Annotated in this window: 20 protein-coding genes; 14 read left to right on the top strand and 6 right to left on the bottom strand. The window is 51.6% G+C overall.

The window, feature by feature from the left end; translation table 11 throughout:
* Positions 1-132 precede the first annotated feature (132 nt).
* The 14 genes from GJJ30_RS04705 to GJJ30_RS04640 all read left to right on the top strand — a co-directional run bounded on the left by GJJ30_RS04705 (position 133) and on the right by GJJ30_RS04640 (position 18,158).
* A complete protein-coding gene (locus GJJ30_RS04705) occupies positions 133-2,553 on the top strand; it encodes an SLBB domain-containing protein (protein ID WP_438821593.1) in 2,421 nt (806 codons plus the stop codon).
* A gap of 33 nt (positions 2,554-2,586) precedes the next feature.
* The gene (locus GJJ30_RS04700; protein ID WP_154173694.1) at positions 2,587-3,696 is read left to right on the top strand and encodes a lipopolysaccharide biosynthesis protein; all 1,110 of its coding nucleotides are present in this window, start codon (positions 2,587-2,589) and stop codon (positions 3,694-3,696) included.
* A gap of 26 nt (positions 3,697-3,722) precedes the next feature.
* Complete coding sequence (locus tag GJJ30_RS04695) at positions 3,723-4,700, top strand: GDP-mannose 4,6-dehydratase (RefSeq protein ID WP_154173692.1); 978 nt, start codon at positions 3,723-3,725, stop codon at positions 4,698-4,700.
* 13 nt (positions 4,701-4,713) lie between these two features.
* Entirely contained in the window at positions 4,714-6,057 is a 1,344-nt protein-coding gene (locus GJJ30_RS04690) for a flippase (RefSeq protein WP_170299124.1), read from the top strand.
* 345 nt (positions 6,058-6,402) lie between these two features.
* A complete protein-coding gene (locus tag GJJ30_RS04685) occupies positions 6,403-7,332 on the top strand; it encodes a P-loop NTPase family protein (protein WP_154173688.1) in 930 nt (309 codons plus the stop codon).
* Positions 7,333-7,585: 253 nt separating this feature from the next.
* Positions 7,586-8,398, top strand: coding sequence for a class I SAM-dependent methyltransferase (locus GJJ30_RS04680; RefSeq protein ID WP_154173686.1), 813 nt, complete (start codon positions 7,586-7,588; stop codon positions 8,396-8,398).
* A 75-nt stretch (positions 8,399-8,473) separates the two neighbouring features.
* Positions 8,474-9,430: a hypothetical protein gene (locus GJJ30_RS04675; protein ID WP_154173684.1), complete on the top strand. Its 957-nt coding sequence runs from the start codon at positions 8,474-8,476 to the stop codon at positions 9,428-9,430.
* A 16-nt stretch (positions 9,431-9,446) separates the two neighbouring features.
* A complete protein-coding gene (locus tag GJJ30_RS04670) occupies positions 9,447-10,550 on the top strand; it encodes a glycosyltransferase family 4 protein (protein WP_154173682.1) in 1,104 nt (367 codons plus the stop codon).
* 56 nt (positions 10,551-10,606) lie between these two features.
* Positions 10,607-11,401, top strand: coding sequence for a glycosyltransferase family 2 protein (locus GJJ30_RS04665; protein ID WP_498071828.1), 795 nt, complete (start codon positions 10,607-10,609; stop codon positions 11,399-11,401).
* Positions 11,398-12,693 (top strand): O-antigen ligase family protein, encoded by a 1,296-nt coding sequence (locus GJJ30_RS04660; RefSeq protein WP_154173678.1) that lies wholly within the window; start codon positions 11,398-11,400, stop codon positions 12,691-12,693. Before GJJ30_RS04665 ends, GJJ30_RS04660 begins: the two co-directional genes overlap by 4 nt.
* Positions 12,694-12,720: 27 nt before the next feature.
* Positions 12,721-13,800 (top strand): glycosyltransferase family 4 protein, encoded by a 1,080-nt coding sequence (locus GJJ30_RS04655; protein WP_154173676.1) that lies wholly within the window; start codon positions 12,721-12,723, stop codon positions 13,798-13,800.
* Positions 13,801-13,874: 74 nt separating this feature from the next.
* Complete coding sequence (locus tag GJJ30_RS04650) at positions 13,875-15,002, top strand: glycosyltransferase family 4 protein (protein WP_154173674.1); 1,128 nt, start codon at positions 13,875-13,877, stop codon at positions 15,000-15,002.
* Positions 15,003-15,265: 263 nt separating this feature from the next.
* The gene (locus GJJ30_RS04645) at positions 15,266-16,648 is read left to right on the top strand and encodes an exopolysaccharide biosynthesis polyprenyl glycosylphosphotransferase (protein ID WP_154173672.1); all 1,383 of its coding nucleotides are present in this window, start codon (positions 15,266-15,268) and stop codon (positions 16,646-16,648) included.
* A gap of 22 nt (positions 16,649-16,670) precedes the next feature.
* Positions 16,671-18,158 (top strand): capsule assembly Wzi family protein, encoded by a 1,488-nt coding sequence (locus tag GJJ30_RS04640; protein ID WP_154173670.1) that lies wholly within the window; start codon positions 16,671-16,673, stop codon positions 18,156-18,158.
* Between the two features lie 6 nt (positions 18,159-18,164).
* On the opposite strand, the gene GJJ30_RS04635 is transcribed toward GJJ30_RS04640, so the two are convergent.
* The 6 genes from GJJ30_RS04635 to nuoH form a co-directional block, all read right to left on the bottom strand.
* The gene (locus tag GJJ30_RS04635) at positions 18,165-20,615 is read right to left on the bottom strand and encodes an outer membrane beta-barrel protein (protein WP_154173668.1); all 2,451 of its coding nucleotides are present in this window, start codon (positions 20,613-20,615) and stop codon (positions 18,165-18,167) included.
* Positions 20,616-20,709: 94 nt separating this feature from the next.
* On the bottom strand, positions 20,710-22,335 hold the full coding sequence (locus GJJ30_RS04630) for a M56 family metallopeptidase (RefSeq protein WP_170299123.1): 1,626 nt from the start codon (positions 22,333-22,335) through the stop codon (positions 20,710-20,712).
* A 5-nt stretch (positions 22,336-22,340) separates the two neighbouring features.
* Positions 22,341-22,757 carry a BlaI/MecI/CopY family transcriptional regulator gene (locus GJJ30_RS04625; RefSeq protein WP_154173664.1) on the bottom strand — a complete coding sequence of 139 codons (417 nt, stop codon included), beginning with the start codon at positions 22,755-22,757 and terminating at the stop codon, positions 22,341-22,343.
* Between the two features lie 144 nt (positions 22,758-22,901).
* Positions 22,902-23,420 carry an NADH-quinone oxidoreductase subunit J family protein gene (locus GJJ30_RS04620; RefSeq protein ID WP_154173662.1) on the bottom strand — a complete coding sequence of 173 codons (519 nt, stop codon included), beginning with the start codon at positions 23,418-23,420 and terminating at the stop codon, positions 22,902-22,904.
* A gap of 73 nt (positions 23,421-23,493) precedes the next feature.
* Positions 23,494-24,057, bottom strand: a complete 564-nt coding sequence (locus GJJ30_RS04615) for a NuoI/complex I 23 kDa subunit family protein (RefSeq protein WP_154173660.1) — start codon at positions 24,055-24,057, stop codon at positions 23,494-23,496.
* A gap of 12 nt (positions 24,058-24,069) precedes the next feature.
* Complete coding sequence (gene nuoH / locus GJJ30_RS04610) at positions 24,070-25,221, bottom strand: NADH-quinone oxidoreductase subunit NuoH (RefSeq protein ID WP_154173658.1); 1,152 nt, start codon at positions 25,219-25,221, stop codon at positions 24,070-24,072.
* Positions 25,222-25,258: the final 37 nt, after the last annotated feature.

Raw genomic sequence — 25,258 nt, 5'->3', positions numbered from 1 at the left:
GTTTATTACGGAAAAACTATTCGGCTAAATAGCGGTATTTTCAAATAAAAAGCCACTTTTGGACCATTGACTATAAAAAGCGACAGAAAATCAATCAATTCGTACCTTTGTGGGTCAGATTATTTTCACGGCATGAACCGTAGCAGAATACAATCTTGTTTGTCCACCTACCGCAATTCCTCGTTTTTGCTGTTCCAACAACGGTTTGCGCTGTCTTTTTTGCTGATTATGCTGGTCATTACAGCCGGTTTTTCCCAGCAGCCTTCGCGGGCCGATCAGTTGAATGATGAGCAGATCATTGAATTTTACCAACGCGCGCAGGGCAGCGGACTGACCGAAATGCAGATTGAGCAAGCCGCCATGTCGCAGGGTTACACGCTGAACGACATTGCCAAAATGCGGCAGCGCATGGCAAAAATCAAGCAGCAATCGAACCGCAGCGGGCAATTTTCGGCCGACACGCTCATCAGCCGGTCGCAGCAGGGTTCGCTTTCCCAACGACCTTTTTCGGCCTACGACAGCCTGAATCTGCTGCGACGCGATACGATCCGGCGGCCCAATATCTTCGGCGCTTCATTGTTTAAAGGTACTTCGCTCACGTTTGAACCCAACCTGCGGATTGCTACCCCCCGGAATTACGTCGTCGGGCCGGACGACGAACTGGTTGTGGAGATTTACGGCAATTCGACCGAGAGTTTCCGGCTGCGCGTCAGTCCCGAAGGCTCGGTCCGGATGCTGAACCTGGCTCCTATTTTCGTCAGCGGCCTCACCATCGAACAGGCCGAACAACGGATTGTCGGGCGGCTGCGGCAGGCCTATCAGGGCCTAAACCGCCCCAACAGCGGCACGTACGCATCCGTAACGCTGGGCAACATCCGCAGCATTCGCGTTACGATGGTGGGCGAGGTAGTTATGCCCGGAACCTACACACTTTCCTCACTATCAACGGCTTTCAACGCGCTGTATCTGGCGGGTGGCCCCAACCCCGAAACCGGTTCGTTCCGCGACATTCAGGTAATTCGCAATAACCGCATCATCCGAACCATCGATTTATACGACTATTTGTTGCGGGCAGACAAAAAAGACGATATCCGGCTGCTGGACCAGGATGTGATTCGGGTCAACGATTACGGGGTTCGCGTCGAAATGGTCGGGCAGGTCAAACGCCCCGCCATTTATGAAGTAAAAACCGGTGAAACCCTCAAAAATGTCCTGAGCTTTGCGGGCGGTTTTACCGACCGGGCCTATACGTTTTCGCTCACGCTGCGCCGGAACACGCCCCGTGAATTGCGAATTTCGACCATCACCCAGGAACAGTTGGCCACCTTCGTTCCGCAGTCGGGGGATAAATACACCATTGGCGAGATCTTAAACCGCTACGAAAACCGGGTTCAGGTGACGGGCGCCGTGATGCGTCCCGGCGATTATGCGCTGGGCGATGACATCACTTCCGTTCGCTCGCTCATCAAACGGGCCGAAGGGCTCCGGAAAGATGCGTTTCTGAACCGGGCAACGCTCTACCGGGAACGCGATAACACGGATCTGGAAGCGATTCCGTTCGATGTCGGGCAATTAATGCGGAACGAAACGGAAGATATTCCATTGCTTCGGCAGGACAGCGTACACATTTATTCCGTCCGCGATCTGCGCGAACCGTATTTTGTCAGCATCGAGGGTGCCGTGAACCGACCCGACACTATTCCGTATGTCACCAACCTGACTGTCACCGATTTAATCGCGTTGTCGGGCGGTTTTCAGGAAGGGGCAACGCCGACACGCATCGAAGTGGCCCGGCGGATTCGGGAGGATACGACCAAGATGAACGGCAGCGAAACCGTTCAGATTTTTCAGTTTTCCATCGATCGCGAATTGCATTTGCTGCCCGCCGATGCCCGGTTTTTGCTCAAACCGTTCGATGTAGTTTACGTGCGAACGTCGCCCCGGTATGAACTCCAGCGGAATGTCACCGTATCGGGCGAAGTGCAGCATCCCGGAAATTACGCCATCGAATCGCGGGGAGAACGGATTTCGGATATTCTCAAACGGGTAGGCGGCCTGAAAACCGGAGCTTTTCTGCCGGGTGCCCGGTTTTCCCGACGCGGCACGGTCATCGCCACCGATCTGGGTGCGATCATGGATAATCCGAACGTATCGGGCAACCTGTTGCTCGAAGTAGGCGATTCGCTTTTCATTCCGAGATTAACCGAAACCGTCAGCATTCAGGGAGCCGTATTGAATCCATCAGTTGTCAGCTTTACCACCGGCTTTAAGTTCAAGGATTACATTACGCAGGCCGGTGGATTTACCGACAATGCGCGGCAAAAGCGTTCTTATGTGGTGTATGCCAACGGATTAAAGGACCGAACGAAGCGGTTTTTGTTCTTTAGAAAATACCCGAAAATTGAACCGGGTTCGCGGGTTATTATCCCATTTGAACCTTTTACCGAAGATCGAAGGCTGAGTCCGGGCGAGCGAATTGGGCTTATTTCGGTGATTGGCACAATGACCGTTACCCTAACGACCGTTATTATCAACCTGGTCCGATTGTTTTAATCAACTTTAGCGCAACGTTTAGTACGTCGCTTCATGTCAATACCAACGCAAAAACCGCCCGCCAGTTCCGAAATGGACGACGATGATCTGATCCAGATCCGGCCGGGTGACATCCTGAAATTTATGCAACGCAGCCTGCGGGCCGTGCTGGTTTTTGCCGTCCTGGGAGTCCTGGCCGGTATTTATTACGCCTTTTCCAAACCGGACGATTATAAGTCGGAAGTTACCGTGATGCCCGAAGCCTCGGCGGGCAGTTCGCCGGGCATGAGTAACCTGGGGTCACTGGCGGGTCTGGCCGGGCTTAACGTCGACAACACCGCCAGTGATGTCATTCGGCCCGATCTGTACCCCGATGTTTTGCAAAGCATTCCGTTTGCCCTCCAACTATTGAACCAGCCGGTTTACTCCAAAAACTACAAAACCGTACTCCCGTTACAAACCTACCTGAAACGGCAGAGTCGGGAAACGGCTTTTCAACGGCTTATTGGCAATACCGACCCTACAACCACTGAACCGAAATCGGCGCCTGTCAATCTGCTGGACCCCAAGAATTACAGCAAAGCCTTGCAGATTTCGCCTGAACAGGAAGGCTTGGCCACTATGCTGACCAGTCGGATTACCACTACCTACGAACGACGAACCGGTATTGTAACCATTGAAGCCATCATGGCCGACCCGGTGGTGGCTGCCACCGTTGCCCGCCTGTCGCTCGAATACCTGACAAATTACATTACCAGTTACCGTACGCAGAAAGTCCGGAATCAGGAGCGGTTTCTGATTCAGCAGGTCGAACAAGCCCGGCGCCGGTACCAGGCGGCTGAATACGAGTTGGAAAGTTACCGCGACCGCAACCGGAGTTTATACAGCGGTTTGGCCCGGATTAGCGAGCAACGGCTTCAGGCCGAATTTTTACTGGCCCAAAACGTTTACAACGACTTATCCCGGCAACTGGAACAGGCCAAAATCCGGGTGCAGGAAGAAACGCCGGTTTTCAAAATGCTGGAACCGCCGAGAGTACCGCTCCGAGCCAATGGCCCCCGGCGCACCCTGATTATTTTTGCTGCCCTGGCGGCCGGGGTGGTTGCGGGTCTGGGCTGGACGCTGATGCGAACCGTTTGGGGAAGAATCCGGCGTCAGGCGTAAACTGAATACCGTAACCCAATAAAAACATGAAGAAAGCATTGATTTGTGGAGTTTCGGGGCAGGATGGTGCGTATCTGGCCGACTTGCTGCTGACGAAAGGCTATGAAGTCTTTGGCGGTTCGCGCGATGCGCAGATGTCGTCCTTCAATAACCTGACCCGCCTGGATATCCGATCACAGGTGTCGCTGGTGTCGGTGAATATCAACGACTTTCGCAGTGTTTTACAGACGTTGTTGAAAATTCGGCCGGACGAGGTGTACAACCTCGCCGGGCAAAGTTCGGTCGGTTTGTCGTTCGAGCAACCCGTCGAAACGCTCGAAAGCATCAGTGTCGGAACCTTGAACCTGCTGGAAGCCATCCGGTTTAGTGAATTGCCCATCAAGTTATACAACGCCGGATCAAGCGAGTCGTTTGGGGATACCGGCCAACTGGCCGCCGACGAATCGACGCCGTTTCGGCCGCGCAGCCCCTACGGCGTCGCCAAAGCAGCGGCTTTCTGGCAGGTTGCCAATTACCGCGAAGCCTACCAGCTTTTTGCCAGCACCGGCATTCTGTTCAACCACGAATCGCCCCTCCGGCCCGAGCGGTTTGTAACCCGAAAGATCGTGGCAGCTGCCTGCCGCATTGCGCAGGGCAGTACCGAAAAACTGACGTTGGGGAACATCGACATTGCCCGCGACTGGGGCTGGGCGCCCGATTACGTGGAGGCCATGTGGCTCATGCTCCAGCAACCGCAGCCCGACGATTACGTCATCGCAACGGGGCACACCCGAAAACTGAAAGATTTCATCCGGATTGTCTTCGAACGGGTCAATTTAAATTGGGAAGAGCACGTCCAGATCGACCCTTCTTTTTTCAGACCTACTGACCTGGCCGAAGGAAACGCCAACCCGGCCAAAGCGTACTGGCAATTCGGCTGGAAGGCGCAGCACAAAATGGAGGACGTGGCCCGGCTGATGGTCGATGCCCAGCTCAACGGCAGCTTTTACCCGAAAGCGACCTGATTACGCACTTCCCATGATTGGAATAAGTCCCCAAAAACTGAGTACAACCGCCCGGAAAGCGTTTGCCAATGCGGGCTGGGTTTTCTTCGACCGCATCTTCCGCATGGCCACGGCTTTGCTGGTTGGCGTCTGGTCGGCGCGGTATTTGGGGCCTGCTCAATTCGGTCTGCTGAATTTCGCGAATGTGTTTCCAACTGTGCTGACGTCGCTGGCGGGGCTGGGGCTGGCTAATATTCTGATCACGGAAATCGTGCGCAAAGGCGAGTATTCCGAAAACCAGTTGCTCGGTACAGGCTTCATTCTCAGGTTGATCGCCGGAACGGTTTCGTTGTTTATCATTACGGTTTGCGTTCGTATTCTCTACAGCGACCAACCGGTTTTGCAGGCAATGATTCTGTTTACCAGTTCGGTGCTGGTGTGTCAGAGTGTGGACGTGATCGACCTGCATTTCCAGTCGCGCGTCAAATCCCGCCTTTCGGTCACGGCCAAGTCCATTGCGTTCGTTCTGTCGACGGTGCTGCGGGTTTATTTCCTGGCCAATCAGTTCAGTTTGCTGGCGTTTTCTTCGATTGTTTTCGTCGAAGCCGCGCTTTCGGCGCTGATTCTGATCGTGATTTACAACCGGGAAGAAGGGCAGCACGTACTCCAATGGCGGTTTGACCGGGCGCTTGCCTTGCGGCTTTTGCAAATGGCCTGGCCGATCATGATCGCCGATTTTTTCATTTTTCTCTACATGCGCTCCGACCAGTTTCTGCTCAAGGAACTCGCCACCGATCTGGAACTGGGAAAATACACAGCGGCTTTGCGGCTTTCGGAAGTCTGGTATTTTATCGCCACCGCCATCACCTCGTCTTTTTACCCGTCCATCGTCAAGCTGAAAAACCAGGACGAAGACGCCTTTCAACGGGCATTCCGGAAACTGCTGGCGTTGCTGAGTTTCATCAGCATTCTGATTGCGGTTTTTATTTCGTTCTCCGCCCCTTTTCTGACGCAGCTTCTCTACGGGCAACAGTACAGCGGGGCCGACCGCATCCTGATCATTCACATCTGGTCGGCGGTTTTTGTGTTTACCGGCGTGGGGAGCAGTTACTGGTTTATTCTCCATAACAAGCAGCGCATCCTGCTGATTAAAACCATCGCCGGCGCTTTTTTAAACATTCTTCTGAATCTGGTGTTAGTACCTGATTATGGGGCCATTGGCGCTTCGGTGGCCACGTTGCTGGCCTACATCATGTCGTCCTACCTGATGAATTATTTCGTAAAAGAAGCCCGCCCCGTTTTCTTTGTCCAATCGGCCGCGTTCGTCGATGCCTTTAAAGTAAATTTCATTCGCAGCCTTTTGAAAAAGGACGAGTAAAATTGATAATGCCGCTTCGGCTGCAACGAAAAGCGACTACGCTTCGTCCAGCTTATTGACAACCATTTCAGAATAATAGCTGTCTCCTATCAGTAACACCAGATTTTCTTTTCATTGACCAAAAGGCCTGATTCGTGCGCTTTTGGCAATGGCCCATTCGATCATCTTATACGCGGATTGGGGTCGAAATAAAATTTTTTCAGATGAAATCGTATAACGGCGACGTTATATACCCATAACTGACCGACAAAGGCTACGTTTTTATCGGCTATGCCGTTTGGAATGGATATTTCTAAGAAGTATACGGATTCCAAATATCATTAACTCAATAAAATTGATGCGCTGATGCAGTTTGACGTCCCTATTCTGTTTATTTTATTTAACCGCCCCCACCACGCCCGCCAGGTTCTTGACCAAATCCGTCGGGTGCAGCCCCGTGAATTGTTTATATCCATCGACGGCCCCCGCCCCCACCGTCCGTCCGATCAGGAACAGGTTGCGGAATGCCTGGCGTTGCTGGACGAAATTGACTGGCCCTGTTCGGTTCACCGCTTGATTCAGGAGCAGAATCTGGGTTGTAAGAAGGCCGTTAGTACGGCCATCAGCTGGTTTTTTCAGCAGGTCGAAATGGGTATTATTCTGGAAGATGACTGTTTGCCGGACCTGAGTTTCTTTACATTCTGCCGCGAAAATCTCCGCCATCACCGTAACGACGCCACGGTCATGCACATCGCCGGAGTTAATTTTCAGAATGGCAACTGGCACGGCGACGGCTCGTATTTTTACTCCAAAATTTGCCACGTCTGGGGCTGGGCCAGCTGGCGCCGGGCCTGGGAAAAATACGACGTGGGTATGGCTTCGTATCCGATTTTTCGCGAGCAGAACCGGATCGCGGATCTTTTCTCCGACCCCCAGGTGCAGCAATACTGGATCGAAGCGTTCGACAGCGTGGCTACGGGCCAGGTCAATAGCTGGGCTTATCCGTGGGTGTATACCATCTGGATCAACAACGGCCTTTGCATCTGCCCCAACCAGAATCTGATTTCCAATATCGGTTTTGGCGGTGACGCCACCCACACCCGTGAAGACAGCGAATTGCTGGCGAATCTGCCGCTGGAACCGCTGATCGAAATCAATCATCCGACGTTTATCATCGAAAACATTCTGGCGACGGAATACTCCGCCAACCACTATTTTAAAAAACCGGGTTGGGTGACTGTCAAAGCGGAAAGCCTGAAACGGAAGCTTGGTCTGAAAAATTTACTCTATTTTTGACTGAAAGTAGATTTCCGGGTTAATAGCCTATGGTTTAGCGACTGCCTAAATTTTATAATTTCCCTTTCCCGCTTTGCCCCCAACCCCCTAAAGGGGGCTTTAATCGGCGTCTCAAAGCCCCCTTTAGGGGGTTGGGGGCAGACCGAAGTAAGGGAAGATCTGAATTTCAGACAGTTTCTTATAAAACCGAAAAGCGTACAATGTTGAAACGATAAACCAAAAACCGGACTAACCAGGACCAAAAGGATAACTTATGACCTGCCATATTTGCAATACCCCTTCGAGCGAGTCTTTCCAGGTGAAAGTATTGTTCAAATATGATGTCACGTATTACCGGTGCCACGAATGCGGTTTTATCCAGACCGAAACGCCCTACTGGCTGCCGGAAGCGTACGAGTCGGCCATTACGTCGCTCGACATTGGGTTGGTTTCGCGGAATCTGCACTGGGCACCGACGGTAGAGGCCGTCATCCGGAAGTGGTTTCGGCCGGAAGGCCCTTTTCTGGATTACGGCGGGGGATACGGTTTATTTGTCCGGATGATGCGCGACCGCGGATTTCCCTTTATTCGTCTGGATCAATATTGTGAGAATCTGTTTGCCAAACATTTCGATGTGACCGATCAGCCGGAAGTTAAAAACTACGAGTTAATCACGGCTTTTGAAGTCTTCGAGCACCTCGCCAATCCGGTTGGCACCGTTGAGCAAATGTTACAAGCCGGTAAAAGTATTCTGTTTACCACCAAAGTGCTGCCCAATCCGAACGTAACTCCCGAAACCTGGTGGTATTTTATTCCCGAAACCGGTCAGCATGTTGCCCTCTATAGCCTGGAATCCTTACACCGGCTCGCCAAACGGTTTGGCCTGCAACTCTACAGCGACGGGCATGACCTGCACCTGATGACGGCCAAACCGATCAGCCCGACCTGGCTCCGCTGGTTCACACACCCCCGGAAAGTGGCGTTCTACAACTACCTGCACCGCTATCCGGCCAAATCGATGTTGAATGATGACTTCCAAAAAGTATACGATTCCGTGAGAAAACAGCCTCTTAAAGACCTTATTTGAAAGCGACGTCTTTATTCCGTAACTTAATTGCGAAATTAGCAGTTAAGCGTTACATATCAGGCCATCTCTGTTCCAGTGTCTATACCGCTCGATATTCCGGTTCTATTCATTTTATTTAACCGGCCCCGTCATGCCCGCCAGGTTCTTGACCAGATTCGTTTGGCGCAGCCGCAACAGCTCTACGTAGCGATTGACGGCCCGCGCCCCGACCGACCGGCCGATTCGGAACAAGTTGCCCAGTGTATCGCCCTTCTGGAGGAGATCGACTGGCCCTGCGAAGTCCATCGGCTCATCCAGCCCCGGAACCTGGGTTGCAAGCGGGGCGTCAGCACGGCAATTGACTGGTTTTTCGGGCAAGTCGAAATGGGCATTATTCTGGAAGACGATTGCCTTCCCGATCCGACTTTCTTTTCGTTTTGCCGCGAAAATCTGCTGTACCACCAGCACAATCCGGGTGTTATGCACATCACGGGCGTCAATTTTCAGCATGGTCAGTGGCACGGCGACGGTTCGTATTTTTACTCCAAGATTTGCCACGTCTGGGGTTGGGCGGGCTGGAGCCGGGCCTGGCAGAAATACGATGTGAACATGACGACATACCCGGAATTCCGGCAATTGAACCTGATCAAATCGTTGTTTACGGACCCGAAAGTTCAGCAATACTGGAACGAAGCGTTCGACGGCGTTTTTTCCGGCCAGATCGACACCTGGGATTACCAGTGGTGCTACGCCATCTGGATCAATTACGGGCTCTGCATCTGCCCCAACCAGAATCTGATCTCCAACATCGGTTTTGACGAGAACGCCACCCACACCAAAAAAGACACGGAGTTAACGGCAAACCGTCCGCTTCAACCGCTGACGGAAATTGTTCATCCCCGGTTTTTCATCGAAAACCGCCAGGCAACGGAATATTCGCTGAATAAGTTTTTTCGGAAAGTAACCGGTATTAAGGAAAGAATGGAGAATATTACCAACAAAACCGGGCTAAAAACCATGAAATCGACCTTCAAAAAGCATTTGCTTCCCTGAAGGAAAACCGAACTGCATGAAGATTTTTTTTGATCATCAAACCTTCTCTCAACAAAACTACGGCGGCATTTCCCGATACTTCTGCGAATTAATTGCCGGTATCAATCAGTCTCCCGACGAACACCAGGCTCATTTGTCGCTGCTGTTTTCCAACAACGCCTATTTAAAAGAAAAATCCCTCCGGGCATGGCCTTTTTTCCCCGGCCAGCCGTTTTCCAGAACCCAGCCGCGCATCTATCGATTCAATAAGATCTTCAGTCTCCTGGAGATGCAAACCCGGTCGTACGATGTTTTTCACGCTACTTATTACGAACCGTACTTTCTCGACCACATTCAGAAACGGCCCGTGGTGGTTACCTTTCTGGACATGATTCACGAAAAATACCATACGGTTTTTCCCGAACTGGCGGCTGATCATCTCGTCATGACCTGGAAGAAGCAGATCATTGAACGAGCAACGGCGGTTATTGCCATTTCCGAGAATACCAAACGGGATTTGGTTGACTATTACAATATTCCGCCGGAGCGGGTTCGGGTTATTTACCTGGGTTCGTCGGTCGCCGTCGAGGAGCGTTTGGACAACCCGCCCGCAACGGCTCCTTATTTGCTGTTTGTGGGCAATCGGGGTATGTATAAACATTTCCGACCGTTTATTCAGGCGGTGGCGCCCTTGCTGCGTGGGCATCAGATTCGGGTGATCTGCGCGGGCGGGGGTGCTTTTTCAACCGGGGAAACCGCCCTTCTTCAGCAGCTTCAACTAACGCAACTCGTTGAACAAAAACCGATTAACGACAATACATTGCGTCAATTGTACGGCCAGGCGACGGCTTTTGTGTTCCCGTCGCTTTACGAAGGGTTCGGTATTCCCGTGCTGGAAGCCTTTGCCTGCAATTGTCCGTGCGTTCTGAGTAACCGGAGTTCGCTGCCCGAAGTAGCGGGTTCGGCGGCTTCGTATTTCGACCCTGAAAACCCGGATTCAATCCGCGAAGCAGTCGGCCAGATCCTGAACAGTTCGGAGCTGCGCCAGGACCTGATTCAGAAAGGGCGCGAACGGCTCCGGCAGTTTTCCTGGGAAAAAACCGTTCAGGAAACCCTCGCGCTTTACCAGGACTTACAGTAAGTTTTTGGCCCGAGCGGTTCGTCAATTCCCGAACGGCAGGTACCGACACCCGCCAATTGTTTATCTTTGCCGGTTGGTTTTTGTTTACCTCGTCACCGCAGGATTCGCTTATGCCGCCATTGGTTTCCATTATAACCGTTTGTTTTAATAGCCAGAAACACCTTGAGCAAACTATTCAATCGGTTGTAAACCAGACCTATGCGCCAATCGAATACATTCTGATCGATGGCAAATCGACCGACCGGACCGTCGCAATCATCGAGCGGTATGCCCGGCAGTTTCCCGATCTGATCCGGTTTATCTCCGAACCCGATACCGGTATTTACAACGCGATGAACAAAGGCATCCGGCAAGCATCCGGCGAGTTGATCGGGATCATCAACAGCGACGACTGGTACGAAACCGACGCCGTTGAGCAGGTGGTACGGGCGTATCAGCAATCGGGACCGGCGGTTTTCCACGGCATTCAGCGGACGTTTCTCGACGAGCAGGAAGCCTTTCTGATTCAGACGCACGCCAGCCAGCTTGCCAAAGGCAACATCGAACACCCGACCTGCTTCGTTCCGGCTTCGTTTTACCAAACGTACGGCCTGTTTAATGAACAATACCGCTACGTGAGCGATTATGAACTGATGCTCCGTTTTGCAAAGAATCAGGTGCCGTTTGTCCCTTTAAACGCCATTCTGAGTAACTTTCGGCAGGGCGGTGCCTCCCACCGGCCGGAAGCCGTCTGGGAAAACCTGCACCTCTGGCACGAAAAAGGGATTTTGACCCGCCGACAATACCTGACCTGGCTTTACAAAGACAAACTGAAAGTATATACCAAACGGCTGACGGGCCGCCAGCGATGAAGCTAAAAACGCTGTTCTATATCGCGTTACTGATCGGTTTGTTCGGAACCGTCACCAACCTGATCTTCATCAGCCCGCTGCCGTCGATTCTGGCGCTGGCGGTTTTGCCGTATCTGTTTTTTCGGCATTCCGTTATCGTTGTTCCGCGGTTTATTTACTACCTCTACCTTTATTTTCTGTATTCGCTGGCGGGAATTCTGATTTACTACCCGCAGTCGCTGCTCCGTTTTGGTTTTTACCGCTACGACGGCAACTTTATCATTTCGTACCTGCCACTGCTGCTGATTTCGTTTTTTTCTTACAACGTCGCAGTCGATTCCCTGTTCAAGCGGTTTTTGATTTTTGCCACGGTCATCAACGGCATTGCATTCGGGCTGAATCTGGTGCTGACTAAAGGGGCAGCCATCACCGACTGGGGCAATCCGGAAACCTACTTCCACGGTTTTTTCAAAAGCACCAACGGCGCGGGCGGTTTTATCAGCATTGTACTGTCGCTCAACATCGTGCTGTTTTTGCAGGAACGCAAACGGAAATGGCTACTGCTAATGCTGGTCAATTTTGTTTTTCTGATCTCCACCACCTCGCGCGGTTCGCTGCTGGGGCTGGTGGCCGGTTTTGCTTTTTACTTTTTTGACCGCACCAACCGCGCTTACCTGATCCGGCTTGCCCTTTTCGCGATTGTTGCCGTTCAGTGTGCGGTTTTGTCGTATACCTACCCGCTTTACGACCGCTACGTCCGCGATGCCGATTTGAGCGAAGCCGGAGCCAGCACGTACATTTCACCGCTCTTTGGCGAAGTCAGCACCAAATCGGCCAACATTGCCATTCGCGCCGTCGAAACCTGGCCGCGCGCCGTCGACTGTTTTCTGCATTCGCCCCTGATCGGCACCGGTTTTGGCTCCGTCAACGACATTCCGTTGAAATACAAGGGTTTTCCGTACGTGATCAGCCTCAACGATCAGCCCAAAAAAGTTTTTAATGATGCTCACGCCCACCATTCGTACCTGCACATTCTGGGCGAACAGGGCCTGATTGGGCTGGGCATTTTTCTGCTTTTCTGGCACGCCCTGTACCGGTTTTTGAAAAAAGGTCGCGACAGTATCGTCCAGAAATTTTTACTGGTTTCCTTTTTCAACCTGTCCGTCATGAGTTTCACCGAGCACCGCATTACGTCGCCGTCCAACGCCCTGCCGCTGGTGATTGCCCTGTGTATCTACATGCTCAAGCGGAATTTTGATACGAAACAACGGAACTCCGTAGTTAGTATCAGTAGTGTAGAAAGCAATTCCTAATTTTACGAATACTCACTTACAGCCTGTATGAACCATAAATCAGTTGTTGTCAATGCCCGGTTTCTCACCCAGCCCATTACCGGAACGCAGCGGGTTGGCATTGAACTCGGGATGCGATTGAAAGATTTGTTGCCGGATATTACGTTTTTAACCCCGCATAATATTTTACAACAGGACATTGCGCAGGATTTGGGAGCTACGGTTTACGGCCGCAGCAAAGGCTACATCTGGGAACAACTCGAAATGCCCGCGTATTTGCGCAGCCAGGGAAGTCCGTTATTGCTGAATCTGTGTAATACAGCCCCCATCGTTTACCGGAATAAGATTGTTACCGTGCTGGATTTGTCCTTTCATCTCCACCCGGAATGGTTTACGAAAAAGTTTTCAATGCTTTACAATTTTACGGTTCCCCGAATCGTAAAATCCGCCCATAAAGTTTTGACGATCAGCGAGTATTCACTGAATGATCTGCATCGCTGCTACAACATTCCCCGGTCGTCGCTGGACATTATTTACCCCAGCATTTCGGATATTTTCCGGTATCCGCCCGGCACGAAAGGCGAAAACCCGTACGGCAAATACATCCTGGCGGTTTCGTCGCTCGATCCGCGCAAGAATTTCAAGGGGCTGATTCAGGCGTTTCAGGAGGCTAAATTTTCGGATACCAAGCTGGTAATTGTCGGGGCCGCCCACAAGGTATTCGCCGACACGGGTTTGAAAGAAATGATCCAGAACGATCCGTCGATTATTTTTACCGGCTACATCAGTGATGAGCAACTGGTCAATCTGTACCAGCACGCGCTGTTTTTCGCGTATCCGTCGTTTTTTGAAGGCTTTGGCATTCCGCCACTCGAGGCCATGTCGTGCGGTTGCCCGACGCTGGTTTCCGACACTACGAGCCTGCCCGAAGTCTGTGGCGACGCGAGTGTTTACGTCGATCCGTACAACATCGGCAGCATCCGCGACGGCCTGAAGAAACTCTATGGCGACGAAAACCTCCGCAAAACCCTGGTTGAAAAAGGCCGTGGACGCGTCGAAAAGTTCAGCTGGCAGCAAACGGCCAAAAAACTCGCCGGAATTATTACGGAATTAGACAAGAGACGTTAGACAAGAGAGAAAAGACTTTTGCCCGTTTCCCGAATTTGTCTCACGTCTCTTGTCTAACCTCTTTATTCTCAGAAATGCTTACGAAAAAAGTTGCCGTTGTTCACGAGTGGCTGGTCACCTTTGCCGGTTCGGAAAGCGTGGTCGAGCAAATCCTGGCACTCTATCCGCAAAGTGACCTCTTCACGTTGGTGGATTTCTTGCCCGAATCGCAACGGCCGTTGATCCAGCATAAAACCGCCGTGACGAGTTTCATCCAGAAATTACCCTGGGCTAAAAAAAAATACCGTACCTACCTCCCACTGATGCCGCTGGCCGTCGAGCAATTCGATCTCAGCGCCTACGATGTCATTTTGTCGAGTAGCCATGCCGTGGCGAAGGGCGTGCTGACCGGCCCCAATCAGCTTCACATCTGTTATTGCCACTCGCCGATGCGCTACGCCTGGGATCTGTATCACCAGTACCTGAACGAAAGTGGTCTGAAAACCGGGTTGAGCGGGTTGATCGCCAAACTGATTCTGCACTACATCCGGCTTTGGGATTACCAGTCGGCGCAGCGGGTCGATTATTTTGTGGCCAACTCCCGCTACATCGCCCGGCGCATCCGAAAAGTGTACGGCCGCGCAGCCGACGTCATTTACCCGCCCGTCGACACGGAATTGTTTACGCTGGGTTCGCAAAAGGAGGATTATTACCTGACGGCTTCGCGGATGGTTCCGTATAAAAAAATCAACCTGATCGTGGAGGCTTTTGCCACCATGCCCGACAAACGGCTGGTGGTGGTGGGCGATGGCCCGGATTACGAAAAAATCAAGCGGCTTGCCACTCCGAACATCGAATTGGTGGGTTATCAATCCGATGACGCGCTGGTTTCGTATATGCAGAAAGCAAAAGCGTTTATATTTGCCGCCGAAGAAGATTTCGGGATTACGCCCGTGGAGGCCCAGGCCTGCGGAACGCCGGTGCTGGCTTTCGGAAAAGGGGGCGTTCTGGAATCGGTGATCGACCAGACAACGGGTCTGTTTTTCGACCGGCAGGACGTGGGTTCACTCGCCGAGTGCGTGCAGCGATTTGAAAAAACCGCCGACCGGTTTGACCCGGCGGTGATCCATCAGCACGCACAGCAGTTCAGCCACGCGAACTTCCGTCGGCAATTCGATCAGTATGTAACCGCTAAAGTTACTGAGTGGTCTGCGACCCGTTAATTACTTTTAACTATCTGATTATTAAATAGAACTATGTCAAGAAGCCGGAAAATGATTTGTCCTTAGGATAAATATTGGCTTATTTTTCAATAAATTTTGACCGAAAAACGTACAAATTCTGTGAACTTGGAGTTATTAAAGAGTTACTTACTTGTTGTATCTCTTTATAATAAGTACTATCCATTTGTTACGAATTTTAGCGGGGGAGCGGTTCAGCAGCTTATCAGCCTGCGTGTGCAGAAACCGTTCCAAATGAATTGTTTATGAAACACCGGTTTTCTTTTTTACTGCGGCCTTTCAGTGCAACGATGGATATCATCTCCCTGGATATCTGTTTTGCGCTCGCCTACCGGCTAAAATTTGGTACAACGGAGTCGCTGTTCGATGTGCCTTACGTTACCTTGTTCTGGTTTATCAATGCGGCCTGGTTCCTGATTTTGCTGATAAACAAGCCCTATAATTATTCCCGTCTGACGTTTACGATCCAGAATCTGCTGGTGGGTCTGGCCAAGCTGATTGGGTTGCATATTGCGCTCGTTTCCGTCTTCTGGGTATTTACACAGGGCGGTTTTTACTATTCCCGCGAACACCTGGCGCTGACGTACGTGCTGTTTCTGTGTGCCGGTGCGCTCTGGCGCTCAGTCGTTTTGATTCTGCTGAAGGTCTACCGGGCGATGGGTTACAATACCCGGCGGTTTGTGGTAGTCGGCTACGGGCCGCTTTCCAAAAGCATTCAGACGTTTTATCAGATGTACCCGGAAATCGGATTCAAGTTTTACGGTTATTTCGATAAAATGAATCCGGAGAATGCCACCGCACTGCGGGGGGATTACAGCTACCTGAAAGAATACATTATCCGCAACGAAATCGACTGTGTCTATTGCTGCCTGCCTTACATCGAAACCGAGCAACTCCGGGAAATCATGGATTTTTCGGAAGAAGCCAGCTATCAGGTGAAGCTGATCGTTGATTTCAAAGGGTTCCTGACGAAAGGCGTCACGGTCGAATACCACGACATTCAGCCCGTTATCAGCCTGTCAACGCATTATCTCGACGATTTGCAGGTCAACGTTTTCAAGCGGGCATTCGATATTGCTTTCTCGGCGAGCGTGCTGGCAGTCGGGGCACCTTTTTTCGTCCTTATTGCCCTGATCACGAAATTCAGCTCGAAAGGACCGGCTTTTTATTCGCAGGAACGAATCGGTAAGTGGGGCAAACCCTTCCGGATTCATAAATTCCGCAGCATGTATCCCGACGCCGAACAAGGGGGTCCGGCGCTTTCGTCGGGCGATAACGACGATCGGATTACGCCCTGGGGTCAGTTCATGCGCAAAACCCGGATCGACGAATTTCCCCAGTTTTACAATGTACTGAAAGGCGATATGTCGGTGGTTGGGCCCCGCCCGGAACGGCAGTATTTTATCAACCAAATTGTCGAGAAATCGCCGGAATACAAATACTTGCTGATGGTAAAACCGGGCATCACGTCCATCGGGCAAATTAAATTCGGATACGCCGAAAACGTGGAGCAGATGGTGCAGCGGTTGTGGTATGATCTTGAATATCTGCAAAGCGTTTCTCTTTCAACCGACGTCTGGCTGATTGTTCAAACGGTTCGCGTCATGATGCAGGGAAGAGGCAAATAATCGTGTTGCTGTCTTACTATCTATGAAACTAAAAGCCGGACTGGCGATTTATCTTTTCTTCTGTCTTATTGGACCGGTTGTTGCCCAGCGGGCTTATTTTCCCAAAACAACGCGGTATGATTTTCAGACAGGTCTTTATCTTTCTTCCGGCGACCGGACGCCCTTCTGGCTGCGGGCCAATCAATTCGGTATCGTTCCCACCACAACGCCCGCGGCAACGTTTCGGCTCGGGATTTCGTCTGATTACGGAAAACCGGTCATCGATAGCGGAATCATCCGCCAGAAAAAATTTGACTGGGGATACGGCGTCGAAGCGGTTGCGAATGTGGCCGGTAATACCAAAATTCTCCTCCCCGAAGCGTATGTAAAGGCGCGCTACGGCAGCGTGGAACTCTACGCCGGACGCCGTCGGAATACCTACGGTCTGGTGGATACAACGCTAACTTCGGGCTCGTTTGCCTGGTCCGGCAACGCCCTGCCCATTCCGGTTATTCAGATTGGGACCCACGGTTTTGTGCCGGTTCCGCTGACCAATAATTTTCTGGCCGTTTACGCCTTTTATAACCACGGCTGGTTCGATAACAACCGGACTGTTGAACATACGTATCTGCACCAGAAAGTCCTGTATGGCCGGATGGGAAAACCGGGTTCGAAAGTGAAGGCTTACGCCGGGATTAACCACCAGGTGCAGTGGGGCGGTTATTCCGACAAAATCTACGGCCCGCTTACGAACAACGGCTATTTGCCCAGCAATTGGCGAAGCTACTGGTTTGTGGTGACCTCGCACCGAAATCCGAACAAGATCGACACAACCTTGCCCAGCTTTGAAGAAAACCGGGTCGGGAATCACCTGGGTACCGTCGATTTAGCGCTCGAAGTGGAACTGGGCTCCCTTAATCTGCTGATGTATCGCCAGAGTATTTACGACGATGGTTCGTTGTTTTACCTGACTAATATCCGCGACGGCTTAAACGGAATCCGGTTGAAAAACAAGCGCACGGAGCGGTCGTTTTTTTCCATCAATGAAGCTCTGTTCGAATTTCTGTATACCAAAAATCAGGGCGGACCGATCTTCCTGATCGATAATCCGGCGAAACGGGGCCGGGATAATTACTTCAACCACTCGCAGTACGTCGATGGCTGGAAGTATAACGGCCGCACCATTGGCTCGCCGTTCATGACACCGGGCACCGACGTCCGGGCGGGGCTTCCCAACGGCGCAATCGCCAACAACCGGGTTAGTCTGGTGCATTTCGGCTTATCCGGCGGCATTGGCCGCGTCGAATGGCTGGGGAAACTGTCGTATAGCAGCAACATCGGCACCTATAACGAACCGTTTTACAAGAAACCAACGCAATGGTCGTCGCTGTTTAGCCTGATGGCTCCGGTCGATCTGGGCGGTTTGGGCGAGTTTCAGATCAACGCGTCGTTTGCTTCCGATTACGGCCAGTTGCTCTACAACTCCGCGGGTGGCTACCTCGGCATTCGGAAGATTATTTCCTCGCGCTGACAGGTTCTAATTCTTGACCCGGTCCTGTTCGCTGCCCGCTCCACTGGTATTTCGTTTCTGCTTTCCGGTGGCTCCTTTACTGAAATTATACGTAAACGAAACCGTCAGCGACCGGCTGTCGAACCGATTGTGGTAGCTGGCCGTCGCATTCGGAATGTTCAGAATCTTGCCCTGGGGTTGCAGCGACCGGAACGCATCGCGCAGCGTCAGCCGCACCGAGCCTTTGTTAGCCAGCACTTTCTTCTGAACGCCCGTATTCAAAGCAAACAGCGCCGACTTATCAAACTGGGCGCTCTGGCTCCGGCTGATATAAAACCAGCTTACCTCGGCGCTCCAGCCGTTCTTAAACAGAAACTGGTTGCTCGGATTGATGTACCCGTAGACCGAACCCGTGGCCAATCCGCCGGTTCCCGGGAAGCCTTCAAACCGGTTTTTGATGATTTCGGCGTAGAGATTACACGTCCACCAGTTTCCGGCTTTCAGCGTGGTGTTGACCGAAATACCGCCAAATTGTAGATTGCCAACATTTCCGGTCCGGCTGATGAAAATAGCACCCTGCTGCTCAATCGTTTCGGTATTCATATTGGTGACGTAATTGTACATCAGCGTGACATTGAGCCGGTTTTTGTGCGTAAACTTCAACTCGAACTTATGGCCGAATTCGGGGCGCAGAAAGGGGTTGCCGGCAAAATAGGTGAACTTGTCGAGCAGAAAAACGAAGGGATTCAGGTCCTGATAATAAGGCCGGCCGATGCGTCGTCCGTACGAAAAAATCAGGTTGTTCTGGTTGCTGTCGAGTCGGTAGGATAGATAAACCGTCGGAAAAAGATTGGTGTAATTCCGCGTAAAGCTCGAGTCCGGTTTGATCGCATTACCTAATTGATGCCCGCTGGCCCTCGTATTTTCGAGCCGTAAACCGGTCTGGAACGAGAAACGGGCGAATTCTCCATTGAAATTCAGGTAAGCCGCGTTGATGTTTTCGGTATACCGAAACCGGTTCGTTTTCTCAAAATCCGGCGTTTCTCCCAGAGCGGTTTGCGTGAAGTAACTGGCCTCATTATCGGTGGCTACGTAACTGCTTTTGACACCAGCCGCCAGATTGGCTTTGTTGCGTAACGGATGGTTATAGTCCGACCGGATCGTGTAAATCGCGACGCTGGAGGGCAGATCGGCCCGGATGTTTTCCCGGTTTTTCTCGATTGCGCTAGCATCCAGAAACCGGTTCTGAAACTGTTGCTGCGTTGAAATCCAGTAGCTCACATGGTCCAGATCCACGGAAATCGAACGTCCGGTGCTGTCGTACTGGTGCGTAAAATTCAGGTTGATGCCGTTCTGCCAAAAACGGCTCCGCTGCGAATTAGCCGCATCAATCAATGAATCGGGACGGTTTTCCGGATCGAGCAGCGCGCTGCTGACCGATCTTTTTTCCTTGTTGAACGCGTACGAACCCGTAAAAACGAAGCCCACCGTCGTTTTCGAATTGACATAAAAATCCATTCCTGCCTTGAACGTCGGGGTGCGGTTGTGCGGATAGAAATACGAGTTCTGGGAAAAAATCGTGTTCAACTGCTGGTTTTCTCCGTAGTATCGTCGCTCAATCGCGAGTTTCCGCCAGGTATCCTGACTGTTAAAACCGCCGTTGAGAAAGAAATTAAAGCGGTTTTTGCGGTAATTCAGGTTAACGGTTTCGTTGTGCCGCCAGTAAAACGCCCGGCCCAGATTGGCGGTTAGGCTTCCGTTAAAGCCTTCAATTGTGGTCTTTTTGGTTTTGATGTTAATAACCCCGGCCTTCCCGGCGGCATCGTAGCGCGCGGGCGGGTTGGTCATCAGCTCAATCTGATCGATCGTACCCGACGGAAGCGACTTCAGATAAGCCGCCAAGTCGTTCGCCGACAGATAGGTTGGGCGGTTATCGATCAGCACCAGAACGCCGGATTGCCCCTTCAGGCTGATGTTACCATCCTGATCGACCATCACGCCCGGCGCTTTCTGCAACACTTCCAGAATGTTGGTACCCGCATTGGACAAAAGCGCATCCACATTCACCACCGTCCGGTCCAGTTTATACTCCACAAATTCTTTTTTACCCGTTACGACCACTTCCTTCAGCTTGATGGCCGAAGTACGCAGTTGAAAAGGCTCCAGCGTCCGAACGGTTTCGGAATCCGTCAGTTCAATCCGTTGGCTCCAATAGGGTTCAAACCCTAAGGCACTGATAGTAATGAAATAACTCCCGGTTTTCAGATTTGCGAAGCGGAACGTTCCGTTGGCCTCCGTCAGTTCGGCTTTGACCAGACTCGAATCGGTCGCTAAAACCACCGAAACCGCAGCCGCATCGACCGGTTTTTGGTCGGCGGTGACCACCTGCCCGCTTAACTGGCCCCGCGACTGCGCCAATCCGATCGTTTGGGCAATAGTTATCCACAGGGTGAAAATCACCCGAATTTTCGTTTTCATAAAAGGTGTGATTGGAGGGTTGGTTCGAATTTCAGCAGGCACAGCAATCCCTGCTTACCGAAAGTAAGTGATTGAAATGGAGCCGTTAAATTGGTTACGGATTGGTATTCCGGTAGGTAAAATCGACGGTGTCGCCCGGTTTTTTGACAAATTTGGAAATGATCTGCCGGTGAACTTCGTCGGACTGCCTGACGCCGTTGACAATCAGGAAATCGTTCGTAATGTGAAAGGACAAACCTTCCCGCTTGGCACTAAGTCCGGCGTCAACGATCTCATCGATAATCTGATCGGTAACGGATTTCTTGGTATTGAGGCTGAGCGGCTTGGGCGAATAGGAAAGCCGGTTGAGCTTCAGTGCCGGTTTTTGAAGGGAGTCCGTCGGTCGCAGGGGTGATTGCAGCGGTTGCAGACCCGCTAATTCAATATTCAGTGAATCCTGACGAAATGAGTTGGAATTGTCCTGTACATCCTGAAATCGTTGGCTGCTATCCAGCCGGAGACTGCTGGCAGGCTGACCATTTTCTGAGCGATTAGAGGCTTGCAGCGTTTCGTCCTTTGCTAAATCCGGAACCGCCTTCGCTCCGGTTTCATCCGTCTTTTCGCTGATTGGCGGTTTGACTTCAATCCGGTTTTGGCGCAATTTATCTTGCTTCGTCTCCGTAATACCGACCGGTTTTTTGGCCTTCGGAGCGGGTTGGGCGTACAGAAAGCTAAGCGTGCAAACCAAAACAACCGAGATGGAAAGCACCACTTTTTCCGACAGGTTCAAGGTTGTATTCGTTTGCGAAACCAGCCGTTCGATCCGTTGGAGTAACCCTCTTTTTTTGGCAAAAGCCAGCGCATACCCCGACTCTTCCAGCTCGTATTCCCGGAACGACAACAGCGCCCGGATGTATTTTCGCTTGCTGCCCGCATACGTCAATACCAAGTCATCGCAGCAGGCTTCGCGCTCGGCGCGGATCAACGACGAAATCCACAAAACCGCCGGATTAAAGAAAAACAGGAGTTCAAGCAGATGTTGCAGCAAATTGACCATAAAATCCAGCCGCTTGATGTGCGCCAGTTCGTGCAGCAACATCAGCTCAATTTCTTCGGGCGGAATGGCGGTAATGATCCCCAACGGCACCAGTATAACCGGTTTAAAATGCCCCAGCACCAGAGGTGATTTTACCAGCGCCGACTGCATCACGCGGATCGTTCGGGTAATGCCCAACTGCCCGGCCAGGTCTTTTGCCCGGTTTTCCCAATGCTGACCCATCGGAAAAGTCTGACGGCGTTGCAGGTAACTCAGTTGGTAGAGATTTCTCACAAAATGAACACTTTTCAGCGCCAGGATCAGCAGCCAGATCAACACAATGGGCGACGAATACTGCGTCAGAAAAGCAAAACCGCCGGTTACATACGATTCAAACACGTCGGGGCTGGCTGCCACCGAAACAACAGCAGCGCCGGTAGTTGGCCCATTCTGGAGGTCCGCAACCGGCAAAACCGCTTGCTGATCAAACTGAAGGCAGAACGTAACGCCGATGCTCAGGGCGAACAGCGCCAACAGGCCGACGAAAAGCCAATACCGCAGACGAGCTTCCGCCGTGCGGGTCAGCAACAGGATTGATCCGGCCAAAACCGCAAGAAGTAAGCCCTGCCAAAGCGAATGCAGGAGGGTCAGTCCGATTTTTGGGACCCAGGGCTGGGCCATCAGGTGATCGAAGGGAAATTTCATGGCGTTCATTGTTGTGTATTTGGTTCTTCTTCATCCAGTTTGTCCAGTAGCGCCCGAATGGCTTTCAGTTCATCCTTCGAGGCTTTTTTGGTATCCAGCAGTTGCATGACCAGATTCCCCGCCGAACCGTCGTAGAGATGATTCACGAAGCGATCGAGCAGGTAACTTTTGGTTTTCTGCTCCTCTTCAGCCACGCCGTAAATGTGTTTCATCTGGCTTTCGTCCCGGCTCAGCAGCCCTTTCTCGGCCATCAACTGCATCTGCTTCAGGGTGGTCGTGTAATTTACTTCCTTGAACGTATTGAGCTGTTCATGAACGAACCGCACGGTTGACGGGCCGTGTTTCCACAATACCGTCAGGATGTCCAGTTCGGCTTTGGTAGGTTCAGATCGTTCCGATGATGATTGGCTTTCCGGTTTCATGCCTCAAAGGTACGATAAAAATCGTACGATCAAAATAGTAGCCAATTTTTTAGGAATATTTATTTTCCCGGACTGAAATTGCGCTAAAACAAAAACGGGTTGTACCAGCTGGCACAACCCGTTTAAATCTAAATAACCTGATTATTAGTAATGTCGATCTCCGGGCTCGCGTCGGCCCAGCATCACCGCTCCGACCATCGCGACCAACAGCAGGATCGACGCCAGTTCGAACGGCAAAAGGTAATCCTTGTATAAAACAATGCCGAGATTTTCGACCAACCCGACTTTCGAGCTATACGACGACGGATTATAAGTGGCCGCCGTTCCGACCCGAAGCACCGCAACCATCACGACCAGCAATACGCCACCGACCACCACGGCCGCCAGCTTGGTCATCGTGGTTTTCGATTCTTCGTCGTCGGTTTTCAGGTTCAGAAACATGATCACAAACAGAAACAAAACCATGATGGCTCCGGCGTAGACAATGATGTTGACAGCCGCCAGAAACTGGGCGTTCAGCAAAATATAATGTCCCGACAGACAGAAGAATGTCATGATCAGCGCCAGTACGCTGTGAATCGGGTTTCGGGCCGTCACCACAAACGACGCACTCAGGAGTGTGATGGCGGTTAAGGCGTAAAATAGTATTTCAGTAGGCTTCATTTTTTATAATTTAAGGTCTAGGGTTTATAGTCTAGCATTGACTGAAAACGCTAAACTATAAACCCTAAACTCACTAAGTGGCTGATCGCGAAAACGACGGTTCGGTTGGGGTGGCCTGCGCGTCGGGGTTTGTCCGGATGTAACGGTCGTTCATTTTTTCGACCAACTCGTCTTTCCCGTAAATAACCTGATCGCGCTCGGTGAAAATAGGCACCAGTTTGTCGTGACGCAGGTAAACCGCCTGCTTCGGACAAGCCTCTTCGCACAACCCGCAGAAGATACACCGCAGCATGTTGATTTCGTAAACCGCTGCGTATTTCTCTTCACGGTACAGATTTTCTTCGCCTTTCTTCCGCTCAGCCGCGACCATCGAAATGGCTTCGGCCGGACAGGCAACGGCGCACAACCCGCAGGCGGTGCAGCGCTCCCGGCCTTCTTCGTCGCGCTTCAGAATGTGGTGTCCGCGGAAAACCGGTCCGAGATACCGCTTCACTTCCGGGTACGGAACGGTCACTTTTTTACCGAAGAAGTGCTTTATCGTAATGGCCAGCCCTTGCGCAATAGCCGGAAGATACATCTTCTCCGCCAGCGTCATCTGCTTGTTACTGACCTCTTTAGATCGATTGGTTAGTTGCATATTATCAATGCGTTAAGTTCGTTGTGGCTGAACGGCGGGTTTCGGCGCGCGTGCCGACGACACCAGCGCCAGAATAACCATCACGACGACAATTGCCCAGGTGGCGTATTTTATATCAAACAACAGGCCGAAACCGGTTACCACGACATTCAAAATCGAAAGCGGAATGAAGGTTTTCCAGCCCAGATTCATCAACTGATCGTAGCGGAAACGCGGCAGGGTCCAGCGCACCCACATGAAGAAGAAAATGAAGAAGAAAATCTTGCCAAACAGCACCAGCGTTCCGATGAGCGTCGCCAGGTTGTGGCCCGTAGCGGCTCCCAGCGAACCGGTCAGGGTTTCGCGAACCCAGTCCATACCGGGATAATTGTAACCGCCAAAATAGAGCGATGAAATGATGGCCGACGACACGAACATGTTGATGTATTCGGCGAACAGGTAAAAGCCCAGTTTCATGGAGCTGTATTCGGTGTGATAACCGCCCACGAGTTCGGTTTCGCACTCCGGCAAATCGAACGGCGTCCGGTTACATTCTGCAAATGCGCAGGTCAGAAAGATAATGAAACCCAGCGGCTGATTGAACAGATTCCAGGCAAAACCGTGTTGCTGCTCCACAATCGCCCGAATCGACAGCGAGCCCGTCATCATCAGAATGGCGATGATCGACAGACCAAACCCGATTTCGTAGCTGATGTTCTGCGAAGCCGCCCGAATGGCGCCCAGCAGCGAGAACTTGTTGTTCGACGCCCAGCCGCCCACCATCAGCCCGTACACGCCCAGCGACACAACGCCGAAAACGTACAGAATACCGATGTTGATTTCGATGCCCTGAACCGGAATGACCAGATCGTCGTACTTGATGCTTTCGCCAAACGGAATCACCGCGCTCGACATCAAGGCCGTCAGAATGGCTAAACAGGGGCCGAGAATAAACAGCCATTTGTTAGCCTGCGAGGGAATGAAATCCTCTTTGAAAAACATTTTACCGGCATCGGCCAGCGGTTGTAATATTCCGCCCGGTCCCGCCCGGTTTGGTCCGAAACGAATCTGGATAAAACCGGCGACTTTACGTTCTGCCCAGGTCGAATACATGGCAATCAGCAACGTTACTCCGAAGAGCACGAGGATCAGAATGCCTTTAATGATGAGTTCTGTCAGGTTCATTTTTTTATCTAGACATGAGAAGTAAGATGTGAGACAA

The sequence above is a fragment of the Larkinella terrae genome (assembly GCF_009668025.1).
Lineage (GTDB): Bacteria > Bacteroidota > Bacteroidia > Cytophagales > Spirosomataceae > Larkinella > Larkinella terrae.
The sequence above is the reverse complement of the archived record's forward strand: the minus strand, read 5'-3'. Positions and strand labels throughout refer to the sequence as shown.